Raw genomic sequence first — 18,151 nt, 5'->3', positions numbered from 1 at the left:
CACGCCTCCTCGCACTCGCCCCGGTCGCCGGCGATCATGGCGCGTCGTCGGCGCCTGGACAAAGCGCCGATGAGTTATTTTCCCGATCTAGCCATGGCGATGACGGCCGCCGCCGCGCATGTGGACGAGCGCGATTGGGCTAGGTTCGCCGGCGAATGGGTCGAGGAGCTGGCGTTCAGCGTCGAGGATTACGCTCAAGCGCTGCAGTTACTGGAGCCTCTTGAAGGCCTTTGCGCGATTAGTCCCCTGTTACGGGGCGGCTTAGGAAGCTCGATCGCGGCGTTGCGGAGCTTTTTACAAATCTGATCGCGTATGACCGTTTGCCAAAGTATTCTGGGCGGTAGGACACAGATCAACAGCCACTAGAACGCCGCACACGGCTGCTAGATTTTCCCATAGGCCCTCAGTAGGCGCCACGTGTCGGAGCCATCAATGATGCAGTAACGCCGCGGGCGCGCCGGGTTTATCGCGAACGCCTCGGCCGTGGTCGCGACAGTGTTTTCAATCTTATCACAATGCTGGACGACGATCAGGTCAGCTGGCTCCCTGAAGGCTCGCAGCAACTGATCGCCGCGCTTACCCATATTGGCCGGGTGAAGGGAACCTTTGAGCCCCGGCCCCTTGAAGATGAAGGCGCTGGAGACCCGTGCGCCCTCGATCTGGACCTGGCTGGTCTGCAAGTCCGATGTCTCTCCGCCCCAGTCCTTGGGCACGAAAGGCTCGCCTATAATGTCGGCGAAGCTCGCCTTCACAACCTCCTCCGGCATGGCGCGTAGCTGCGCGAGATCAGCGGCTTTCGGCGGCTTCACGTTTCGAACAGCGGCGAAGGTGTCGATCTGGTCGACATAGACGCGGGCGAGTGATTTCCAGGATACTTCCAGAATGCCCATTCCCTGCACGACGTCGCCGATTGCGATCGGATGCACTGTGACTGCCAGACCGCTCACTTCGAAGCGGCCCATTATCAGGACCCGCTTGCGGTTGCTCATTAGGCCCACCGAGGTGTCCGAATAGACGTGATCGTTGGAGAGTTCCCCTTCCACAGCGTACTCGGTGTCGCCAACCTGAAGCGTTCCCGAGAAGCTACCCGGCGGCGCGATCTTGCCCGCTTCCTGTGCCCGGACGGCGGCCGTCAGCCCCGTGAACTTGAATACGCCCCAAGTTAAGGCGGTGAACAGCTCACCGTCGTCGACACCCTTGATCAGCTTCTCCGTAAGAGAAGGAACGTCGCCCGCCTCCAGGAGACCGCGTGCGACCTGGGCCGCGGTCCTCATCGCCGCAGCGCGTCCGCCGGAATTGGGTCGAAGTGGGGCTTGAGCTGCGACGGGTATGTCGTAGCCGGTCAAGTCCATCAACCGACGACTGTTCAAATAATAGGGCCAGAAACGCTGTTCCATGATGTTTTCCAGAAAGGTGACGCTTCGAGATCTGACGCCAGCTTCAAAGCCGTTATCCCCGGATCGCTCTAGCGCCGCGCCAAGGCGGCGAGCCGCGCGAACCGGCGGTCCTTCACGGCTCCCGACCAGCGGGCCGTCATCGCGGTTAGGGCGACATCGAGGTCGTGCGGAATGACCGCCCCTTCTTCCTCGCCGATAGTCCGGTCCAACAGGGTGAGCATCGACCTGGCCTCGGCTTGAGTCCGCGGGAACTTGAGTTCGCGGCCACCTCCGTCCTCGCGGACATAGAGCCGGTACTCCCAGAGGGACCAGACGTCGAATGGCATCAGATAATCGCCTAGAGCGGCGACGGCTTCCGAAAAGGCTGTATCGGCGGCCGCCGGCAGGGCGGCGAACCCGTCCGCCACCTCGGAGGACTGGACGGACCGGTCCCGGGGCCAGCCGCCTGCCAGGATGGGCAGGACGCCAGAGGTGAAGGTTTTCTCCGGCGCCTTCGCGTCGGCGACAAAGCGGGTCAGGGCACGCGCGCAGACCGTTCGGACCTGAGGTCCGCCGAGTCTCAGGACCTGTTCCGTTTCCACCAGACTCACCGGAGGGGCGGTCCCGTCGCGCAAGGCGATGGCCACGGGCAGGATCAGGCGTTCGGCCAGTCGCGACCGCACGTCCGGCGACAGGCGATCATCGAGGATCCGGCGCACCATCTCCGCGGAGATAAGGGCCAGGGCATCAGGGGCGAGCAGGCCGATCCGGGCAATGGCGTCCCAGAGCTCTGGCACCACCCCGTCTTGAGCCGCCAGCGGTCCCAGTAACTTGGCCTGGGTCCAAGCCGGATCGATGTAGTTGAGAAACTGCACGTTTAGCAGGAGACGATAGAGCCCCTGTCTTCCCCCTTCGCCCGGTGTCTCGACGATAAGATCCCGCGCCTGCGCCAGAAAGGGATCGTCGAATGCCGTCCGCGCGTCCTCGCCCTTGGGGAATAGGCTGAAGTAGCCCGACATCATCCGGCCGGCCGCCGTATTGAGTGAAAGCGAGGCCAAGCGTTCGGTCGGTGCCTCTTCGAACGGCCCGTCGTCCGCAGTTTTTGTCTCCGCCACGGTGGCGGCGGCGGCGTAAGGCCACCACTCCAGCCAGAGCGCCGGCATGCGCGCATCGTCCGGGAGCCGACCCAGCGCCCCCTCGAAAAGATAGGCGACACCGGGTGCCGCCGCCCTACGCGCAGAAGCCGGAACGCCGCCAAGGAGCTCGATGAAGTCGGAGACCTGCGCCGTCTCCATCCGGTCCGGATCTCCTTCCTCCACGCCGATGCGGTCCCGGATCGCGAAGGCCAGAGCACCGACGATCCGGCCCCGGCTCAGAAGCGCCGGCTCGGCCCGTATCCGGTCGAAGACCGCCTTCCAGTTCGCTCCGATGGCGTCCAGAGTTTTGCGGCCGTCGGTATACGGGTTGTCGGTCAGGGCCGCCTCGATCTCAGCGAAGGCGGTCGCCGAGGTCAGATCGAGGTCGAGCCGCGACCGCGACGGGACATAGCCGTCGCCGGTCCTGTAGAGGTCGTCGCTTCCCCACATCGCCTCGAGGTCGGCATAGTCGGCCAGCCAGGCGATCGAGCCCGGGGTCAGTACCGCGCCCGCGTTTTGCATTCGCCTCAGCTCGGCATACGCGTCCCCGATCTGGCGTTCGTCGCGGCGGGCGCGCGACAGGTCCCGGCGGAAGAGGCGGGTTGGCGGCCCCCGGCGAATCCGGCGCTCTAGCTGATCGCGGACGTCGGCGGTCAGGTCCCCGTGCCGGCGGCTGCGGAGCTCGGCGAACTCCGGATAGGCATGTACGCCCCAAAGCTCCTCCTGGGACATCGAGAGGGCCCAGGGATCAAGCCGGTCGGCTGGAACGACGGCGGGATCGAGCGCGGCAGCGGCCCAGAGACGACGGGCGATAGGCCAGGCCTTCAGCGCCAGCCCGTCGACCCGTTTCGTTGCGGCCGTGGGATCGATCGCGCCTAGCCGCGAAAGGGCCGCGCTGACCAAGCGAGTGATCGGCATGAAGCCGCCGCGATACTTGTCCGGGTCCTTGTCGTCCCCATCGGCGTCCATCTCGCCATCGCTGTCGACAGGATAGACCCGCGCAATCCAGTTGGCAGACCAAGTGAGACCCAGCCGCTCCGCCTGATGCAGCCGCGAGAACAGGGCGCCTTGCGCACGGTCAAGCAGCTCCTCCCACACGCGGGCGTCGTCGCAACCCGACAGGCCTATCTCGGCCAGGCGAACATGGTGGTCAGGCTCCAGGTCCAGTGACAGCAGATCCGCGACCGTCCGGGGTTTGCCACGAACCGGCTCCTTGAAAGGGCTTCGAGGGCGGATCTTCAACCTGGGCGCCGCCAGATCGACGATGGAGCCGACGAAGATCCGGGGGTCGACGCCGCGCCGGATCGCGTCTTTGATCTCGATGACGGTCATGTCGGGATCTTCGGCGGTTCCGTCCCGCCAGGCCTCAATCACGCAGCGCCACGCCGTCATGTAGAGTTCCGGCAAAGCTTCCGATCGCGAGAATACGGCGTCGCGCACCGCTCGTCGCTGGGCGTCCGCGCCCGGTCCGAGTGCCGCCGCCCAGACCAGGACCGCCCGATCCTGAAGACGCCCGTCGATGAACAGACGGGTGGCCCGCCGTACATGGTCGTCGACGGGCCGAGGTGGACGCCGGTCCTTCATGAGCCGGACCTGGGCTCGCGCAGCACCTTGATCGCCTCATCTAGCCAGCCGGGGTCAGCGCCGATCTCACCGAGGAACCGGGCCAGGGCGCCCTGTTCAGTTCTGAGAGCGCGCCGGAATATGTAGCCGAACAGGGCGACATTGGCCTCCGAGGCCTCGCCTCGAGGCCCGCGACAGAGGCGCCGGAGCCTTTTCCGCGCCCACCGATCCTCCCCCGGGGACGGAATGCTGGCCGCCCAAGCCTTCAGCAACCGGGCGAGCTCTGCATGGTGATCGGCCTTGTCGTAACAGATCGGGATAATGGAGCGCGCCGACCAGTCTTCGCCGACGGTGAGGTCCCCCGCATCCCGGGGCGCGAACACATAGCGATCCTTCAGATCGGGGAAATGCAGGCTGTCGCCCGCCACTGCGTTCATCAGATAGCGAAACGGCGGATCGTTGACGCTGTAGCCGACGATCACGAGGTGAAAAATGCGCGTGGCGTCATAAATGAAGTCCGCCGTCAGTCGCCGCCTGAGATAGAGGTCTCCGAAGTCCTGGTCGGTTAGAACTAGCTGACGCGACTGTTTCGGATCCAGCACTCCGTGGATGTGAAAGACGCCGTGGAACCCGGGACCGTTGCTCGCCCGCGGCAGGCCTTCTAGTCCATGGCTCGCGACCTTTTCCGGTCTCGCCGCCTCCTCGTGCAGCCGGTCAAAGTTGGTCGTCGCGACGAACAACTCGCCGAAGCGTCGCGCCAACAGGTTGATCGAGGCATGGAGGGCGTTCGGGGCTTTGGCCGCGTCGAGAATCTGCCGAGCGGCGACCCGCAAGCTGCTGAGGGGTTCGCTCGCGCGGACCATACGGCGCTCGAGCATGCCCAGCACCATGTCATACTCACTGGAGACGAAGCGTTTGAACTCGGCGCACTGGCGAGGATCGAGCCCCTCCATGAACGCCTCTTTGGCTTTTGGCGGGTCTGAAGGCGATGCCTTCTCCTCCCTCCAGTCGTACATCGCCTGGCCAAGGCGAGCATCAAGGCGCTTGGCGATCTCGCAGACCAACCCTTGGAAATCGGGAAGCTCAGAGGGGGCAGGGGTGGAAACTCCGGCTCCTGTTAAAAACAGGACCCGTCCCTGATCCCGCGCCAGCATCAGGTCTTCGGGCAGACCCGGGAGATCGTCCTCAAGATAGATCAGCGCTTCGGTCATGTCGGTCCAGTCGAGAATTCGACACGGTTTTGCCGCCTCCCGTCAAGCTTGTGGAGATTAATAAGTCACCCTCAACACAAGCACCTGTGCCGGGGAGTAATGGATCTAGCTTTTCCCGCCCAGAAGCGGACCTTCCGAACCGCCGCAATGAGTCACGTTCAACCATTCGGAGGCGGTCCCACGCCGTTTTGAAGCGGCCTCGTGCCGACTCACGCCGTACCACGCTAATACACGCCTAATATTCAGCGATGGCGCGTGGGCTGTTGATTTGACTAGGAAAACATCGAAAGCGCCAGCTGCGCCTAACTGGCGACGGCGCAGCAAACCCAGGCCCTGTAAGGGATTGGCCCCATACCGGCGGCGCTGCTTTTATCTGGCCATCGTAATCGGGGGTCTCTGTCTCTGCTTCCGAGGCATGACTTTCTCCGGTGCCTGATCCTATCACACGCCTGACCAGTGGTGATCCTCGCCCTGCCGAAGCGGTTGAGATTGGGATGGTCCCTGCAATCGTCCATGCTCTCGCTGCCTGCCAGGCGGGGGCACATGTCTGCGTCGGGATCGCGGGGCCACACAGGCAATCGGGCGCGGTCTTGGCCTCGTTGAGGAGCCTGCCGCCGGCGAGATTACGTGCTCTCCGCATCCGCATCGATCCATCCTTCTCATCCGCCGCTGGCGGAACCTGTGTCACCCCCTGGTCAGTCGTCTGTCGTTCGCCCGTGTCGTCGTCGCGCGTCAGTTCGCCATGGCTAGGACCTCCGCGCCGCCACCGGCCGGCGCGTCGCTGCCCGCCGAAAAGCGGAAGCTCGATCCGTCCAGCCACATTCGGTGCATGATCACCGCCAGCTTGCGGGCCACGGCGACGACGGCCCGCTTGTGGCCGCGCTCGCGGGCGAGGCGCTGTTTCCAGGCCTTCAGCGCGCACTGGTTCTGCGATCTGGTCATCATCACGCTGGCCGCCTCGTAAAGGGCGCAGCGCCATGGCGATGGTCTCAGGGGCGGTCGGCACGATGGTCTCGAAGACCACGGTCCCGTCGCGGCTGGTCACCACGCACAGCGCGGTCGTGGCCGCGGAGGTGTCGAGTGTGGCGTCATAGGTCATCGGCGGGCGTCCTCTTCGGCTAGCAGGGGTTGGACGCCCACTCTGCGCCACTACCGACGTTGCCGCCGCCGTTCCCTCTGCCGCCCCGATTACGCGGCCACTCCTAATCGCTTCACGAATAAACCAGCGCCAAGCTTTCTCGACCGCCGTCCACATGCCGCTTCACGACCATGTGCCTTCCTGCCTGAGTTCATGACCCTCGGGTTGCGAAAGGCAATACGACACCTGTTGCTCGCGAGTTCGGTATACCTTCTCATGCAGCAAAATCGGGGGGGGCGATGACCACGGCAGAGCTAGCTGGACGAAGCTTCAAGTTCCTGCGCGACGGAGCCGTAGAGCCCGTCGATGTGTCGTGGGACGAGGAAGGTGGGAGCGGTCGCCAGAATACCATTGGGAGCGCTCGACAGATGATCTCCGAGGCGATGAGCGCCAAAAACGTCGCCTTTTTGCTGGGCGCGGGATGCTCGTCCCTCGTCCGTGACAAGATCGAACGGGGCATTCCGACGATGGCACCGCTTGCGTGGGAATTCTGTCGCGAGGCTATGGCCGAACAGGTCGCGGCAGCTACGGCCCTGACGCCCGCCGAGACGCCAGAACCCGCGCACCTGTCTTTTGAGATCCGGGGCGCTGACGGAGCCTCAGAGGTCATCTCGCCAGATGTGGAAGACACTGAACTGGCAGACCCGCCGCCTTCATGGCGGCTCACTCTTGCCGAAATGAATGTGCTCGACGACCTGGGGGTCGATCTTGAGGATGGCTACAATAAGAACCTCGAACGCCTGATGGAAGTCTTGTACGGTCAACGCTTCGTCCTATCGCGAAGCTCAAAGTCTTCGCACGATGGGCAACTGCGACTTGTGAACAGCATCATTCAGAAGGTTCAGGACTTTCTATGGGAGCGATTGACCGCCGGTGCCTTCAGTTACGGCGACACCATGGTTCGCGACCTTTACGAAAAATTCTATCGTAAACTGGTACTGCGCGACCGCTCACTGCCGCGACCATGGGTCTTCACGACCAACTACGATCTTTTCAATGAGATCGCGATGGACCGGCTGGGGATCCCGTACGCGAATGGGTTTACAGGCTTCGTAGAACGACGCTTCAATCCTGCCAGTTTCCGTTACGCCCTGGCCGAGCAGCTTGATGTCGGCAACCGCAAGTGGGCCGCCGTCGACGCCTTCGTTTACCTCTGCAAACTGCATGGTTCGATCAGTTGGACGGAAGACGACCACGGGCTCCTGCCAATTCGAGAGAACTGGCCAGTCACTGAACGGTCGCGGATGTTGATCTATCCGACGCCGGCCAAGCAGAACGCCTCCCTCGCTTCGCCCTACGCGGATCTGTTCAGGGAGTTTCAATCGCGGGTGGTTCGCGAACAGAGTGTGCTAATCACCGCCGGCTTCGCCTTTGGCGACGAGCATCTCAACAACATCATCTATCAGGCGCTGACGATTCCGACGTTTCGCCTTATCGTTTTCGCCGACCCCAACTCGGGCGGAGATATCGCTAAACTCCGCCAATTGGGCGATCCGCGTATCTGGATCATTGGTGGCGACGGACCTACGGCTGGGTCCCGCGCCCACTACTTCGACACCATTGTCGAGCACTTTTTACCGCAACGCCCGAGCGAGCGGATCGACGAAGCCGTTCAGAAGGTGATGAGGGCCATGGCGCCTGTGCCCAAGGATGGCGAAGCGTGACCCACGACGACCGTAAGCGCGCTATAGGCAAGGTGGTATCCGTCTCTTCCGACCGCTTTTTGGTTGAGATGCATGCCGGTACTGACAACTTCACCGTGGTTGGCTTCGACGACGTTCACTATGTCGCGCGTCTCGGATCCTTCCTCATGATCCCGGCGCAATCGGAATATGTCGTAGCCGAGGTTGTCGGACTCCGGGAACGTGACGCCAGCGCTCCTGGCGAACGTGGCGACCTGGACCGGGCGACTTCGTCAAAGTTTCTGGATCTGGTGCCGGTGGGCATGTTGCCGGTAGCGGGAGGCCCGTTCCGCTTCGGAGTGTCGATCTTCCCCTCACTCTATGCCGACGCTCTCTATGCTATGGACCGAGAACTCGACCGGATTTTCGAGACCGAAGACGCTATCGAACCTTCGACGGGTGCCAATGGCGAAGCGTGCTCACCGCCCAGCGCAAATCGCTACCGCGTCTTATCGATCGGTAAGTCAGTCGTGTTCGAGGACTACGAGGTCAAAGTCCGCCTTGACGACTTCTTCGGCGGACACGTGGCGGTTTTAGGTAACACGGGCAGCGGAAAGTCCTGCACCGTCGCTGCCACGTTGCAGGCGCTGTTCGGGAAGCCTGAAGAGCACCACGCACGCGGCGCAACCTTCGTGGTCTTTGATGTGAATGGAGAGTATGGCGCAGCGCTCGCGTCGCTAGCGGCTCCGGGCGCTATCGGCGTCGACAGGATAGTCTTGGACGGTACCCCAGCCGGATTCCGCCTGCCGCACTGGTTCCTGGAAATGTCCGAGTGGGAGCTGTTGCTCCAGGCTAGTGAAAAAACACAGTTGCCCGTCCTTCGCACGGCTTTGGGCCTGACCAGCCTGTTTCGCGCAAAGTCCCCAGCGGCTCTCGAAATAAAAGAGCACTTCATCGCCACCTGTATCATCGAGTGCTTTCGCGGTGCCGACGGCGATTCGCCAGTCTCGAAGTTCCAGAGGGTGGTGTCGTTGTTGCAAAAGTACCCGACAGCGACACTGAACATGGCGCTGCTCCACCATTACCGACCGAACATGCAGTTCGGCAATTTCGCCGGGAATGGACAGGAAGAATTTCTCGAGGTCGTCCGAACGAAGGTGCGTGAGGATGTCCGCCTGCCCGCTTACGACCACACCCCCTTCGCTTTCGACGATTTAGCCGAGTGCTTGGACTTCGCCATCCTTTACGAAGAAGCGCACGGCAACCGTCAGATACGAGACTACTGCGCCTCGCTGGCGACCCGCTTGAAATCGCTTCAGGATCGCTCCGAATACGGCTTTCTCCGACACGTCGAAGACGATTTAGTGTCCGCGCCTTCTACCATGGCGTTTCTAATGCGCTTGGTTGGCCTGAGTCAGCGCGGCCAGACCCTGACGAAGGCCAATCAGCTCATCATCATCGACATGAACGACGTGGAAGACGAGGTGGTCGAGCTGGTAAGCGCCGTCATCGCCCGGATGTTGTTCAAGCTCCTACGGAAGGCAGACCCTCGCAGCCGCTTCCCCATCCACCTGCTTCTCGAAGAAGCGCACCGCTATATCGCCGCTACACCCTCACGGTTTTCCCTCGATGCAGCTCGTGGGTTCGAGCGGATCGCCAAGGAAGGACGCAAGTACGGCATGTTCGTGATGCTTGCGTCCCAACGCCCGAGCGAGCTTTCCAAAACTGTGCTCAGCCAGTGCTCGAACTTCGTCGTCCACCGGATCCAGAACCCCGACGACTTAGCGCAGATCAGGCAGATGACGCCGTTCATCTCCGACGCTGTCCTCAAGCGGTTGCCATCTCTTCCGAAGCAGCACGCCCTAGTGTTCGGCACGTCAGTCAATCTGCCGACCACATTTAAAGTGCGGCAAGCCTCGCCGCGTCCGCGTAGCGATGACGCTCGGATCGTCGAACGCTGGTTCCATGAAGACGGTCGCCCGGCAGACCTCTGCCTTCCGACAGAAATTATATTCGATCCGATAACTGACCAAGCACCTGAGGAATGCGTCTAGCAACTCAACGACAAAGGGCTATTGAACGTTGCAATACCCTCCGAGCAATGTGGCGGGCTCGTGCGGTGCGCGATATCGGTAGAACTGACTCTGTCGATGCGCCTCGTATTCAATTTGAACGTGAAGCCTCATCGTTGAACAGCGGCAGCCCCATCAATTCTTTTTCTTTGTCTGTTCCATAATTTCTAACCGCAGACCGAAGTGCTCTTTCTAGCTCGGAGTCGAAATCCGTTCGAAGTCTAGAGATGGGATTATTCGTCCAGAACGGCCCTAAGTTCCGCTTTGCCGCTTCTGAGCACAATTTCTGCACTTCCTGCTCCACCCAGTCAAAAAATGTGCTAGTTATTTCTTTCCTCAATTTAAATTTAGCAACAGGTCTGCTGTTTCCGTAAACCTGCTGCATCTTCCTTTTTACATCGTTCCAAACTATATCATCATATATAAATGTGTCGAATATCGCATTTTCAAGGAATATCATCTTTCCAATTAGATCTCTGACGATGTATCCACACAGCCGGCTCGGAACGAGCACGCTCTCAAGCGTGTACTCCTGGTGTGATCTCGAGAAGCAAATTCTACCAGATATGAGGTCTGCGATAACTTTATTTGTGATCCTCTGACTGAAGCCAAGCTTTTCCAGGCTGGATACAATTTCCCCCGCCTCCAAGCCCTGGAAAGTCTTTGTCGAGGCGGCGCTCACCAAGGCACTCATTATATACAGGCGCAAAAATTGGCTCTCGGAGCGCCCAGTTTTCGCATCGAATGGATTTAGGAAGGGGGAGAATTCATCCCTGTAGATCGACTGATTCCCGAACATGATTGCTCTGACGGCCTCGTGCACGGGAAAGCGATAGGTGCCGGTGCGCTCGAAGGCTTGATATGCCCGGTAAGAGGTTGAGTAGCCAAACTGCAGAAACTGCTTGGTCATCTGAAGGGCGAGGCGCACGTCGCCGGTGGCGGACACCTCTATGAGATTGCCGACCTCCGTACCAAGTACGCTGGCGCTGAGCATTTCCACGACGCGAGATGCATCGGAAACAGTGACGCGCGCGCCGCCATCGGTAGTCAGATCGAATGACTTGCCCTTGAGGAGGTGCTCTGCAATCGAGAAACGCTTTGATAGCACGGATTGGATGTGCGGAGGGTCAATGTAGATCGCGTCGAAGGTGAAGGCGTCAAACACTGCAGACGAGCGATTTTTGACGTAGGTCGCATCCCGCATTGCAAGGACCAGATTCAGGCCGCTTTCCCGAGCTATCGCAACAGCTTCAAGGAAGATACTTTCCTGGGTTGTCGTTTCTTCGATCTGGTCAACATTGTCAATTACCAAAAATAGCGGAGTCTTCAATGAAGCGTATGACAGAATGCGCCTCGCATAGGGAGATTTTTCCTCGTATTCCCTTAGAAGTAGCTCGGCGATCTTATCATCTATCGCTTTCTGGTTGCCTCGCATAACTGCGAGGGGGCCACGAGTAAGCGCCGCTATCTCCCCCTTATAAGCGTGCTTGATTGTTCTTTCGTAGTCCCCCAGCGTGGCATTCTCGCCGATGTAGTTGAAAAGTGATTCATAAATAAACGATCTCGGAGAAAGAGATTTAGAAAACGAACGAAAATCGATATAAAGCCAGTGCGCGCTGGGTGACGCTTTTTCTTGGTCGAAGTATTGACTACCGCTAACCTTCTGAACGTAGTTTAGAAATGTCGTCTTTCCCGCGCCCACGAGCCCAAGAGTGAGAAGCGCAACAGATTGACTCTTGACCTTCGTACTGATGACATGGCTTGCAGTGTTTGAGACGCCCGTGCGCCCGACGGGGCGCATTGGGCGCGTATTGATGACTTGATCTCTGCGCAAAACAGCCATCTTAACGCGGTCGTCGAACTTGATCCGATCAGCCGTTTCTACGTAAGCCTTCTCTAGTAGGGCTGGATTATTTGACACTAGCTCTTCAGCAAATGCGGTAACTATCTCATCCTCTATCGAGGAAAACATGGTCGTTCGAGTAATTTTGGAGAACGAGCTGTCGTAAATTTTGTTAAGCCGCCGGTTGTCTGTTTGATTGCTATCGCCGCCCAAGAGCGCTTGCTCCAGACTGCCGTCGATAACAGAGCTCCTCGAAAGTAACGCTCTGAAATCATCAAGATCGGCGTCTAGAGCAGTTGCTGCGTCAGAAAAGGTGACGGCATATGTATCTTCGAAGCTTACGAGGTCTCTCCTATTTACGGGAAAGACTATCCAAGCATCACCATTTGTGACGGCGCAAAATCCGACCCCTCTTCGGCGACCGTAGTCTCGCGCCTGATTAATTGCTTTCTTAAGGTCCCCCTTTACCCAGGAACCCTTTAGCGCAGCGCGACCGGTCGGCACCTTCGAGAAATCCACTTGGAGGCGCTTCGCCTCTATAAGCAGAGAAGTTTGGGCCGTGGTTATTAGGTAATCCAAAAAATAATCTGACCCATCTTCAGATACGCGCTCTTCGTGGGTGAAATCCGTCTTATCCCAGCCCAGTATATGGGTGAGAATATCATCTATTACTTTGAAGCGGACATCAGCTTCGTTCCCTGCTGAAACCTTGATCTCGCTGAGTCGGGCTATAAGTTCCTGAGAGGTTGCCACGCTTCTGCCTCGCTTCTGATAGGTCGAAGAATGTCGTATCAGGCACGAGTGCGCTATACCCTCTAACCTCACCACCTGTGCATGGATTTAGGATACGCGCCCCCCTTTAGGGTATAGCTGAAGTCCTTCTTCCAACTGGTAAGGGGCGACTTCCTCCCGCCCTCTAGGCCCCATTTTATGAGGTCGTGAGGTGCCGCAGCGGGCCGCTAGATACCACTTTAGCCACGCAGTTTCTCAGTCTAGACAGCCCCCTAAACGTCAGCAGCCCTTGGCGCTCCGGCTAGGTTCTGCTTCGAGAAACGTGCGGGCGAAATGGTGGCGTGCCGCTAGGGTGCGCGAAAAAACAGCGGCTGGTCGAGGCGCTCGGGTGAAGGTGGAAGTACGCTTGTGGTCTGGAATGGGCCCGCCGCGAAGTCGCCACGACACGCGGTGAGGTATTTAGTATGGCGAGCATTGCTCGCCCGTCCTGCCGTAGTCGCAGTCGCCTCCGCTCGTACATCTAGCCAATGCACCGATCACAACAAGGATGGCAATCAGTGGCGCATGTCTAGCGGCGACCGACGCCACGCTCACTGCGACGCGCCCCAACCCCGGCATCACCCACCTCCAGAGAGAAGCCAAGCGCGAGTGTGACTAGTATCTTCAGCACGACCATGCCGTATTGGAGGCCGTCTGGTATCTCGACGTCAACGGCGTCCGTGGGGACCGGCCACGGCAAGAACCAGAATCCTAATTCACGATCTACAGGAACTGAGGGTTTAAGGAGCGAGCGACCCCTCATCAACTTCCTAGATCGAGGTCGAGATCGATTGTCGCTTCCGGTGAACTCCCGCCCTTGTGGCCGGGACCTCTCTTTTCAGCCGCAGGTGCAGATGGGGCGGCTTGCTCGGCACGCCGCTTGCTTCACCCAGCGAACGGGACCAGGCAGGGCTTCCCGCCACAAGGGCGTGTGCCGAGGACCTCACGTATTCACTCCGCGTCATGGATCATTCTGGCGCTTTCATGTCGCGAAGCGTTCGGGAGCAGTTCCGCAAGACCCTTCGATCTGAGGAAAGTTCCCCGACTAAAACCCCGACTAACGAACCCAAATAGTCGGGGGTGCCGCATTTTGGCACATCAAATCGTTGATTTTATTGGAGAAAATGGCGCGCCCGGAACGATTCGAACGTCCGACCCTCAGATTCGTAGTCTGATGCTCTATCCAGCTGAGCTACGGGCGCGCACTGCCTTGCGGCGAGGCGGGGGAGATACCCCGTACCCCTGGGGTGCGCAAGCGTCTTGTCGCAAGAAAGTCGCCAAGTTCGGTGGATAACTGCGCGATCCCTTGGCGCATAAGGGTTTGTAGGCGCGAAAAAGATGTCGCAGGGGTGCGCGGCGGCGTTTTTTCGCGAGCGTGGTGGCGGCGTCGGGGGCATGGTTCGTCGAATCTCCGCTGCCCGAGTCGGATTTCCGACGCGCCGGGCGGTCTGTTTCGCGCCCGATGTCCGTCCGCCTGAAGGATCCGCCCATGCGCCTGCCCGTTCTCGCCGCCCTCGCCGTCCTGACCGCTTGCGGAGGGATCGCCGGCTGCGCGGCCACGGCGGAGCCTCAGGCCACGGCGACCGCCCCCAGGATCGCCCCGAAGACCGCCGGCGCGGCCGCCTACAGCCCGCGCGGCATGGTGGCCTCGGCCAATCCGCTGGCGACGGAGGCGGGCCTTCGGGTGCTGCGCGAGGGCGGTTCGGCCGCCGACGCCGCGGTGGCGGTGCAGGCGGTGCTGGGCCTCGTCGAGCCGCAGAGCTCGGGCCTGGGCGGCGGCTCGTTCATGGTCTTCTACGACGCCAAGACCGGCAAGGTGACCGCCTATGACGGCCGCGAGACCGCCCCGGCGGCCGCGACGCCCGCCCTGTTCCTGGGTGAGGACGGCAAGCCGGTGTCGTTCATCTCGGCGGTGCTGTCGGGCCGCTCGACCGGCGTGCCGGGCGCGGTGGCCATGCTGGCCCAGGCCCAGAAGGAGCACGGCGCCATCGGCTGGGACCGCCTGTTCCTCGACGCCGAAAAGCTGGCCGACCAAGGCTTCGTCGTCAGCCCGCGCCTGGCCTCGATGATCAACGGCCGTTCGCCCCAGGGCCAGACGCCCGACGCGGCCGCCTATTTCACCAAGCCCGACGGCCGGCGCTACCAGGCCGGCGACACCCTGAAGAACCCGGCCTACGCCGCCACCGTGCGCCGCCTGGCCGCAGAGGGGCCGTCGGCCCTCTATGAAGGCCCGCTGGCCCAGGCGATCGTCGCCAAGCTGCACGAGGGCGAGCGCCCCTCGGCCATGACCCTGGCCGACCTTGCGGCCTACAAGCCGCGCAGCGCCGACGCCCTGTGCCGCCCGTGGAAGGTCTACAGCGTCTGCGTGCCCAACCCGTCGTCGAGCGGGGTGTCGCTGCTGCAGGCGCTCTTGATGCTCGAACACACCGACATCGCCAAGCGCGGCCCCAAGGACCCGATCGCCTGGACCCAGATCGCCGAGGCCGAACGGGTGATGTACGCCGACCGCGACCGCTATGTCGGCGACCCGGACAAGGTGAGCGTGCCCGTCGAGGGCCTGCTGGAGCCGGCCTATGTGAAGGAGCGCGCCAGGCTGATCGGCGAGACGGCCGGCCCGGCCCCGAGCTTCGGCCTGCCCAAGGGCGCGCCCAAGGTCGGCCCGGACTCGACGATCGAGCCGGGCGGCACCACCCACTTCGTCATCGTCGACGCGGCGGGCAACGTGGTGTCGATGACCACCACGGTCGAGAGCATCTTCGGCTCGGGCCGGATGGTCGGCGGCTTCTTCCTCAACAACCAGCTGACCGACTTCAACTTCGCGCCGATCGACAAGGACGGCCTGCCCGGCGCCAACGCCGTGGCCGGGGGCAAGCGCCCGCGCTCGTCGATGTCGCCGGTGGTGGTGCTGGACGACAAGGGCAAGTTCCTGGCCGCCGTCGGCTCGCCGGGCGGCTCGGCTATCCTGTCCTATAACCTCAAGGCCATGGTCGGCGTGTTCGACTGGGGCCTGTCGATGCAGGACGCCGTGGCCCTGCCGAACCTCGTGGCGCGGGGCGACGTCTTCTCAGGCGAGGTGAACCGCTTCGGCCCCGAGCTGACGGCGGCGCTGCAGGGGCGCGGCGTGATGGTCAAGGAAGGCCAGAACGAGAATTCGGGCCTGCACGGCGTGATCGTGCGGCCGGGCGGCAAGCTGGAAGGCGGCGCGGATCCGCGTCGCGAGGGCGTGGCCAAGGGGCTGGAGTAGTCCCGACGGGCGGCCGGCCAAGGCTGGCCGTTCAACCAAACTCGCCTTCCTGGGCCTTGTGCCCAGGACCCATCGTTCGGCCGCTCAGACCTTTGTCATGACGGCGCAGGTCTGAGCCGCGGCCGCCATGGACCCTCGCCACAAGGGCGAGGGAGGCGGGTTTGTCTGGATTTTGGAGAAGGGTCCCGCGCCCCTACGGCAGCGGACGCGGCTTGCGGTCTTCGCCGATGGCGACGAAGGTGAACACGCCCTGGGTCACCTTGTGGGCCTTTTCGCCGTCGCGGCGGCGGCGCCAGGCCTCGACCTCGACCTTCAGCGAGGTGCGGCCCGTATGGATGATGCGGGCGAACAGGCTGACCTCGTCGCCGACGAACACCGGGCTGATGAACACCATGCCGTCGACGGCGATCGTGGCGCAGCGGCCGGCCGCCCGGTGGAAGGCGATCGAGGCCGCGGCCAGGTCCATCTGCGACAAGAGCCAGCCGCCGAAGATGTCGCCTTCGGGGTTGGTGTCGGACGGCATGGCGATGGCGCGCAGGACCGGCGGGTCGTGCGGCCACTCGGCGGCTTCCCACGCCTTGGCGAGGGTCTCGGCCCGCGGGCCGGTCAGGCTGGAATCGTCCACGCGTTAGTGGCCGCTCGGGCCTTCGTACACGCCGGGGGCGAGGCGCTCGTCCTCGTCATGACCGGCATGCTCGGCGGCGATGAAGCGGCGGTCGCAATAGGGGCAGTCGACCGAACCGGCCGCGCCCATCTCCAGCCACACGCGCGGATGGCCCAGCGCGCCGCCGACGCCGTCGCAGGCGATGCGGTGCGAATGGACGTGGACGATCTCCGGCGCCGGGCCGGCGTTGACGGCGACGTCCATGGCGGTGGGGGCGGTCGGAGCTTCGGACTTGGCCTTGGCCATGGGGGAACTACCTTCGAATTCTGAGCGCGGCCTTGGCTAGGCGGCGAACGAGGCATACCTATGCGACGCGTCGGCGCCGCGTCAATTCGACGAAGCCGCGCACGCCCCTGTTTTCAAGGCCTTCCGCCCCCGATTGGACGCTTCATGGACCTGCCTGCCTACGCGATCGAAGCCGAGGGCCTGTTCAAGACCTACCCCGCCACCAAGACGGCGCCGGAAAAGCGCGCGCTGAACGGCATCGACCTGAAGGTGCCGCGCGGCTCGATCTTCGGCCTGCTGGGCCCGAACGGGGCGGGAAAGTCGACCTTCATCAACATCCTGGCCGGCCTGACGCGCAAGTCGAGCGGCACGGTGAAGATCTGGGGCCGCGACATCGACGAGCGCCCGCGCGACGCCCGCGCCGCCATCGGCGTGGTGCCGCAGGAGCTGGCCGCCGACGTCTTCTTCACCCCGCGCGAGTCGCTGGAGGTGCAGGCCGGCTATTACGGCGTGCCCAAGAACCAGCGCCGCACCGACGAGCTGCTCAATGCCCTGGGCCTGGGCGACAAGGCGAATGCTTACGTGCGCCAGCTGTCGGGCGGCATGAAGCGGCGCCTGATGGTGGCCAAGGCGATGGTCCACCAGCCGCCGGTGCTGATCCTCGACGAGCCGACCGCCGGCGTCGACGTCGAGCTGCGCCGCCAGTTGTGGGAATATGTGAAGGGCCTGCACGAGCTGGGCGTGACCATCGTGCTGACCACCCACTACCTGGAAGAGGCCCAGGAGCTTTGCGACCAGATCGCCATCGTCAACCGCGGCGAGGTGGTGGTGTGCGAGCCGACCCCGACCCTGCTGGGCCGCATGGACATCCGCAACGTGGTGGTGACGCCCGAGAGCCCGCTGGCCACGCCCCCGGCGCTGGAGGGTTTCGACACCAAGGGCCGCGCCGGCGGCGCCTTCTCGGTCAGCTACCGCACCGGCCAGTCCAGCGTCGAACACGTGCTGGCCGCCGTGCGCGCGGCCGGCGTGTCGATCAAGGACATCGCCACCGAGGATCCCGACCTGGAGGACGTGTTCGTGTCGCTGACCTACGGCGACCCGAACGCCAAGGATCCGCTGAAGACCTGATCCCTCTCCCCTTGCGGGAGAGGGTGGCCTCCCGGAGGGAGGTCGGGTGAGGGGTTGCACGTACAGAAACGCCGCAACAGCCGATCAGCTGTATCGGAGTGGTTTTGGTGGAAAGACACACAAACGGGGGCATCGCCCAACCCATAAACCGCAAGGGG

11 protein-coding genes, 1 tRNA gene and 1 pseudogene are annotated in these 18,151 nt (G+C 62.2%); 5 read left to right on the top strand and 8 right to left on the bottom strand.

The window, feature by feature from the left end; all coding sequences use genetic code 11:
• The first annotated feature begins 69 nt into the window (after window positions 1–69).
• Window positions 70–306 carry a hypothetical protein gene (locus tag P7A99_RS21290; protein WP_277795748.1) on the top strand — a complete coding sequence of 79 codons (237 nt, stop codon included), beginning with the start codon at window positions 70–72 and terminating at the stop codon, window positions 304–306.
• A gap of 77 nt (window positions 307–383) precedes the next feature.
• Here P7A99_RS21290 and P7A99_RS21285 read toward each other — a convergent pair whose 3' ends face one another.
• The 4 genes and pseudogenes from P7A99_RS21285 to P7A99_RS21270 form a co-directional block, all read right to left on the bottom strand.
• Complete coding sequence (locus P7A99_RS21285; RefSeq protein WP_277795747.1) at window positions 384–1,397, bottom strand: hypothetical protein; 1,014 nt, start codon at window positions 1,395–1,397, stop codon at window positions 384–386.
• 68 nt (window positions 1,398–1,465) lie between these two features.
• A complete protein-coding gene (locus tag P7A99_RS21280) occupies window positions 1,466–4,096 on the bottom strand; it encodes a hypothetical protein (protein ID WP_277795746.1) in 2,631 nt (876 codons plus the stop codon).
• Window positions 4,093–5,286 carry an SIR2 family protein gene (locus P7A99_RS21275; RefSeq protein ID WP_277795745.1) on the bottom strand — a complete coding sequence of 398 codons (1,194 nt, stop codon included), beginning with the start codon at window positions 5,284–5,286 and terminating at the stop codon, window positions 4,093–4,095. Before P7A99_RS21275 ends, P7A99_RS21280 begins: the two co-directional genes overlap by 4 nt.
• A gap of 732 nt (window positions 5,287–6,018) precedes the next feature.
• A pseudogene (locus P7A99_RS21270) lies at window positions 6,019–6,261 on the bottom strand (IS110 family transposase); the annotation flags it as partial.
• A 402-nt stretch (window positions 6,262–6,663) separates the two neighbouring features.
• Here P7A99_RS21270 and P7A99_RS21265 point away from each other — a divergent pair.
• Window positions 6,664–8,088 carry an SIR2 family protein gene (locus tag P7A99_RS21265; protein WP_277795744.1) on the top strand — a complete coding sequence of 475 codons (1,425 nt, stop codon included), beginning with the start codon at window positions 6,664–6,666 and terminating at the stop codon, window positions 8,086–8,088.
• Window positions 8,085–10,100, top strand: a complete 2,016-nt coding sequence (locus tag P7A99_RS21260) for an ATP-binding protein (protein ID WP_277795743.1) — start codon at window positions 8,085–8,087, stop codon at window positions 10,098–10,100. Before P7A99_RS21265 ends, P7A99_RS21260 begins: the two co-directional genes overlap by 4 nt.
• Before the next feature lie 109 nt (window positions 10,101–10,209).
• Here P7A99_RS21260 and P7A99_RS21255 read toward each other — a convergent pair whose 3' ends face one another.
• Together P7A99_RS21255 and P7A99_RS21250 are read right to left on the bottom strand one after the other, a co-directional pair.
• Window positions 10,210–12,714, bottom strand: a complete 2,505-nt coding sequence (locus P7A99_RS21255) for a hypothetical protein (RefSeq protein ID WP_277795742.1) — start codon at window positions 12,712–12,714, stop codon at window positions 10,210–10,212.
• Window positions 12,715–13,857: 1,143 nt separating this feature from the next.
• Window positions 13,858–13,934, bottom strand: a tRNA-Arg gene (locus P7A99_RS21250).
• A 287-nt stretch (window positions 13,935–14,221) separates the two neighbouring features.
• Here P7A99_RS21250 and ggt point away from each other — a divergent pair.
• Entirely contained in the window at window positions 14,222–15,976 is a 1,755-nt protein-coding gene (ggt, locus tag P7A99_RS21245; protein ID WP_347276704.1) for a gamma-glutamyltransferase, read from the top strand.
• 193 nt (window positions 15,977–16,169) lie between these two features.
• Here the strand turns inward: ggt and P7A99_RS21240 are convergent, their stop codons facing one another.
• Window positions 16,170–16,601, bottom strand: a complete 432-nt coding sequence (locus P7A99_RS21240) for an acyl-CoA thioesterase (RefSeq protein ID WP_101716738.1) — start codon at window positions 16,599–16,601, stop codon at window positions 16,170–16,172.
• A 3-nt stretch (window positions 16,602–16,604) separates the two neighbouring features.
• A complete protein-coding gene (locus P7A99_RS21235) occupies window positions 16,605–16,886 on the bottom strand; it encodes a zinc-finger domain-containing protein (RefSeq protein ID WP_101716739.1) in 282 nt (93 codons plus the stop codon).
• Between the two features lie 144 nt (window positions 16,887–17,030).
• Here P7A99_RS21235 and P7A99_RS21230 point away from each other — a divergent pair, with 144 nt between their 5' ends.
• Window positions 17,031–17,993, top strand: a complete 963-nt coding sequence (locus P7A99_RS21230; protein ID WP_277795741.1) for an ABC transporter ATP-binding protein — start codon at window positions 17,031–17,033, stop codon at window positions 17,991–17,993.
• Window positions 17,994–18,151: the final 158 nt, after the last annotated feature.

It is taken from the genome of Caulobacter endophyticus, assembly GCF_029543245.1.
Classification (GTDB): Bacteria; Pseudomonadota; Alphaproteobacteria; order Caulobacterales; family Caulobacteraceae; genus Caulobacter; species Caulobacter endophyticus_A.
Note: the sequence above shows the minus strand (reverse complement) of the source record. Positions and strands in the feature narration are given on the sequence as shown.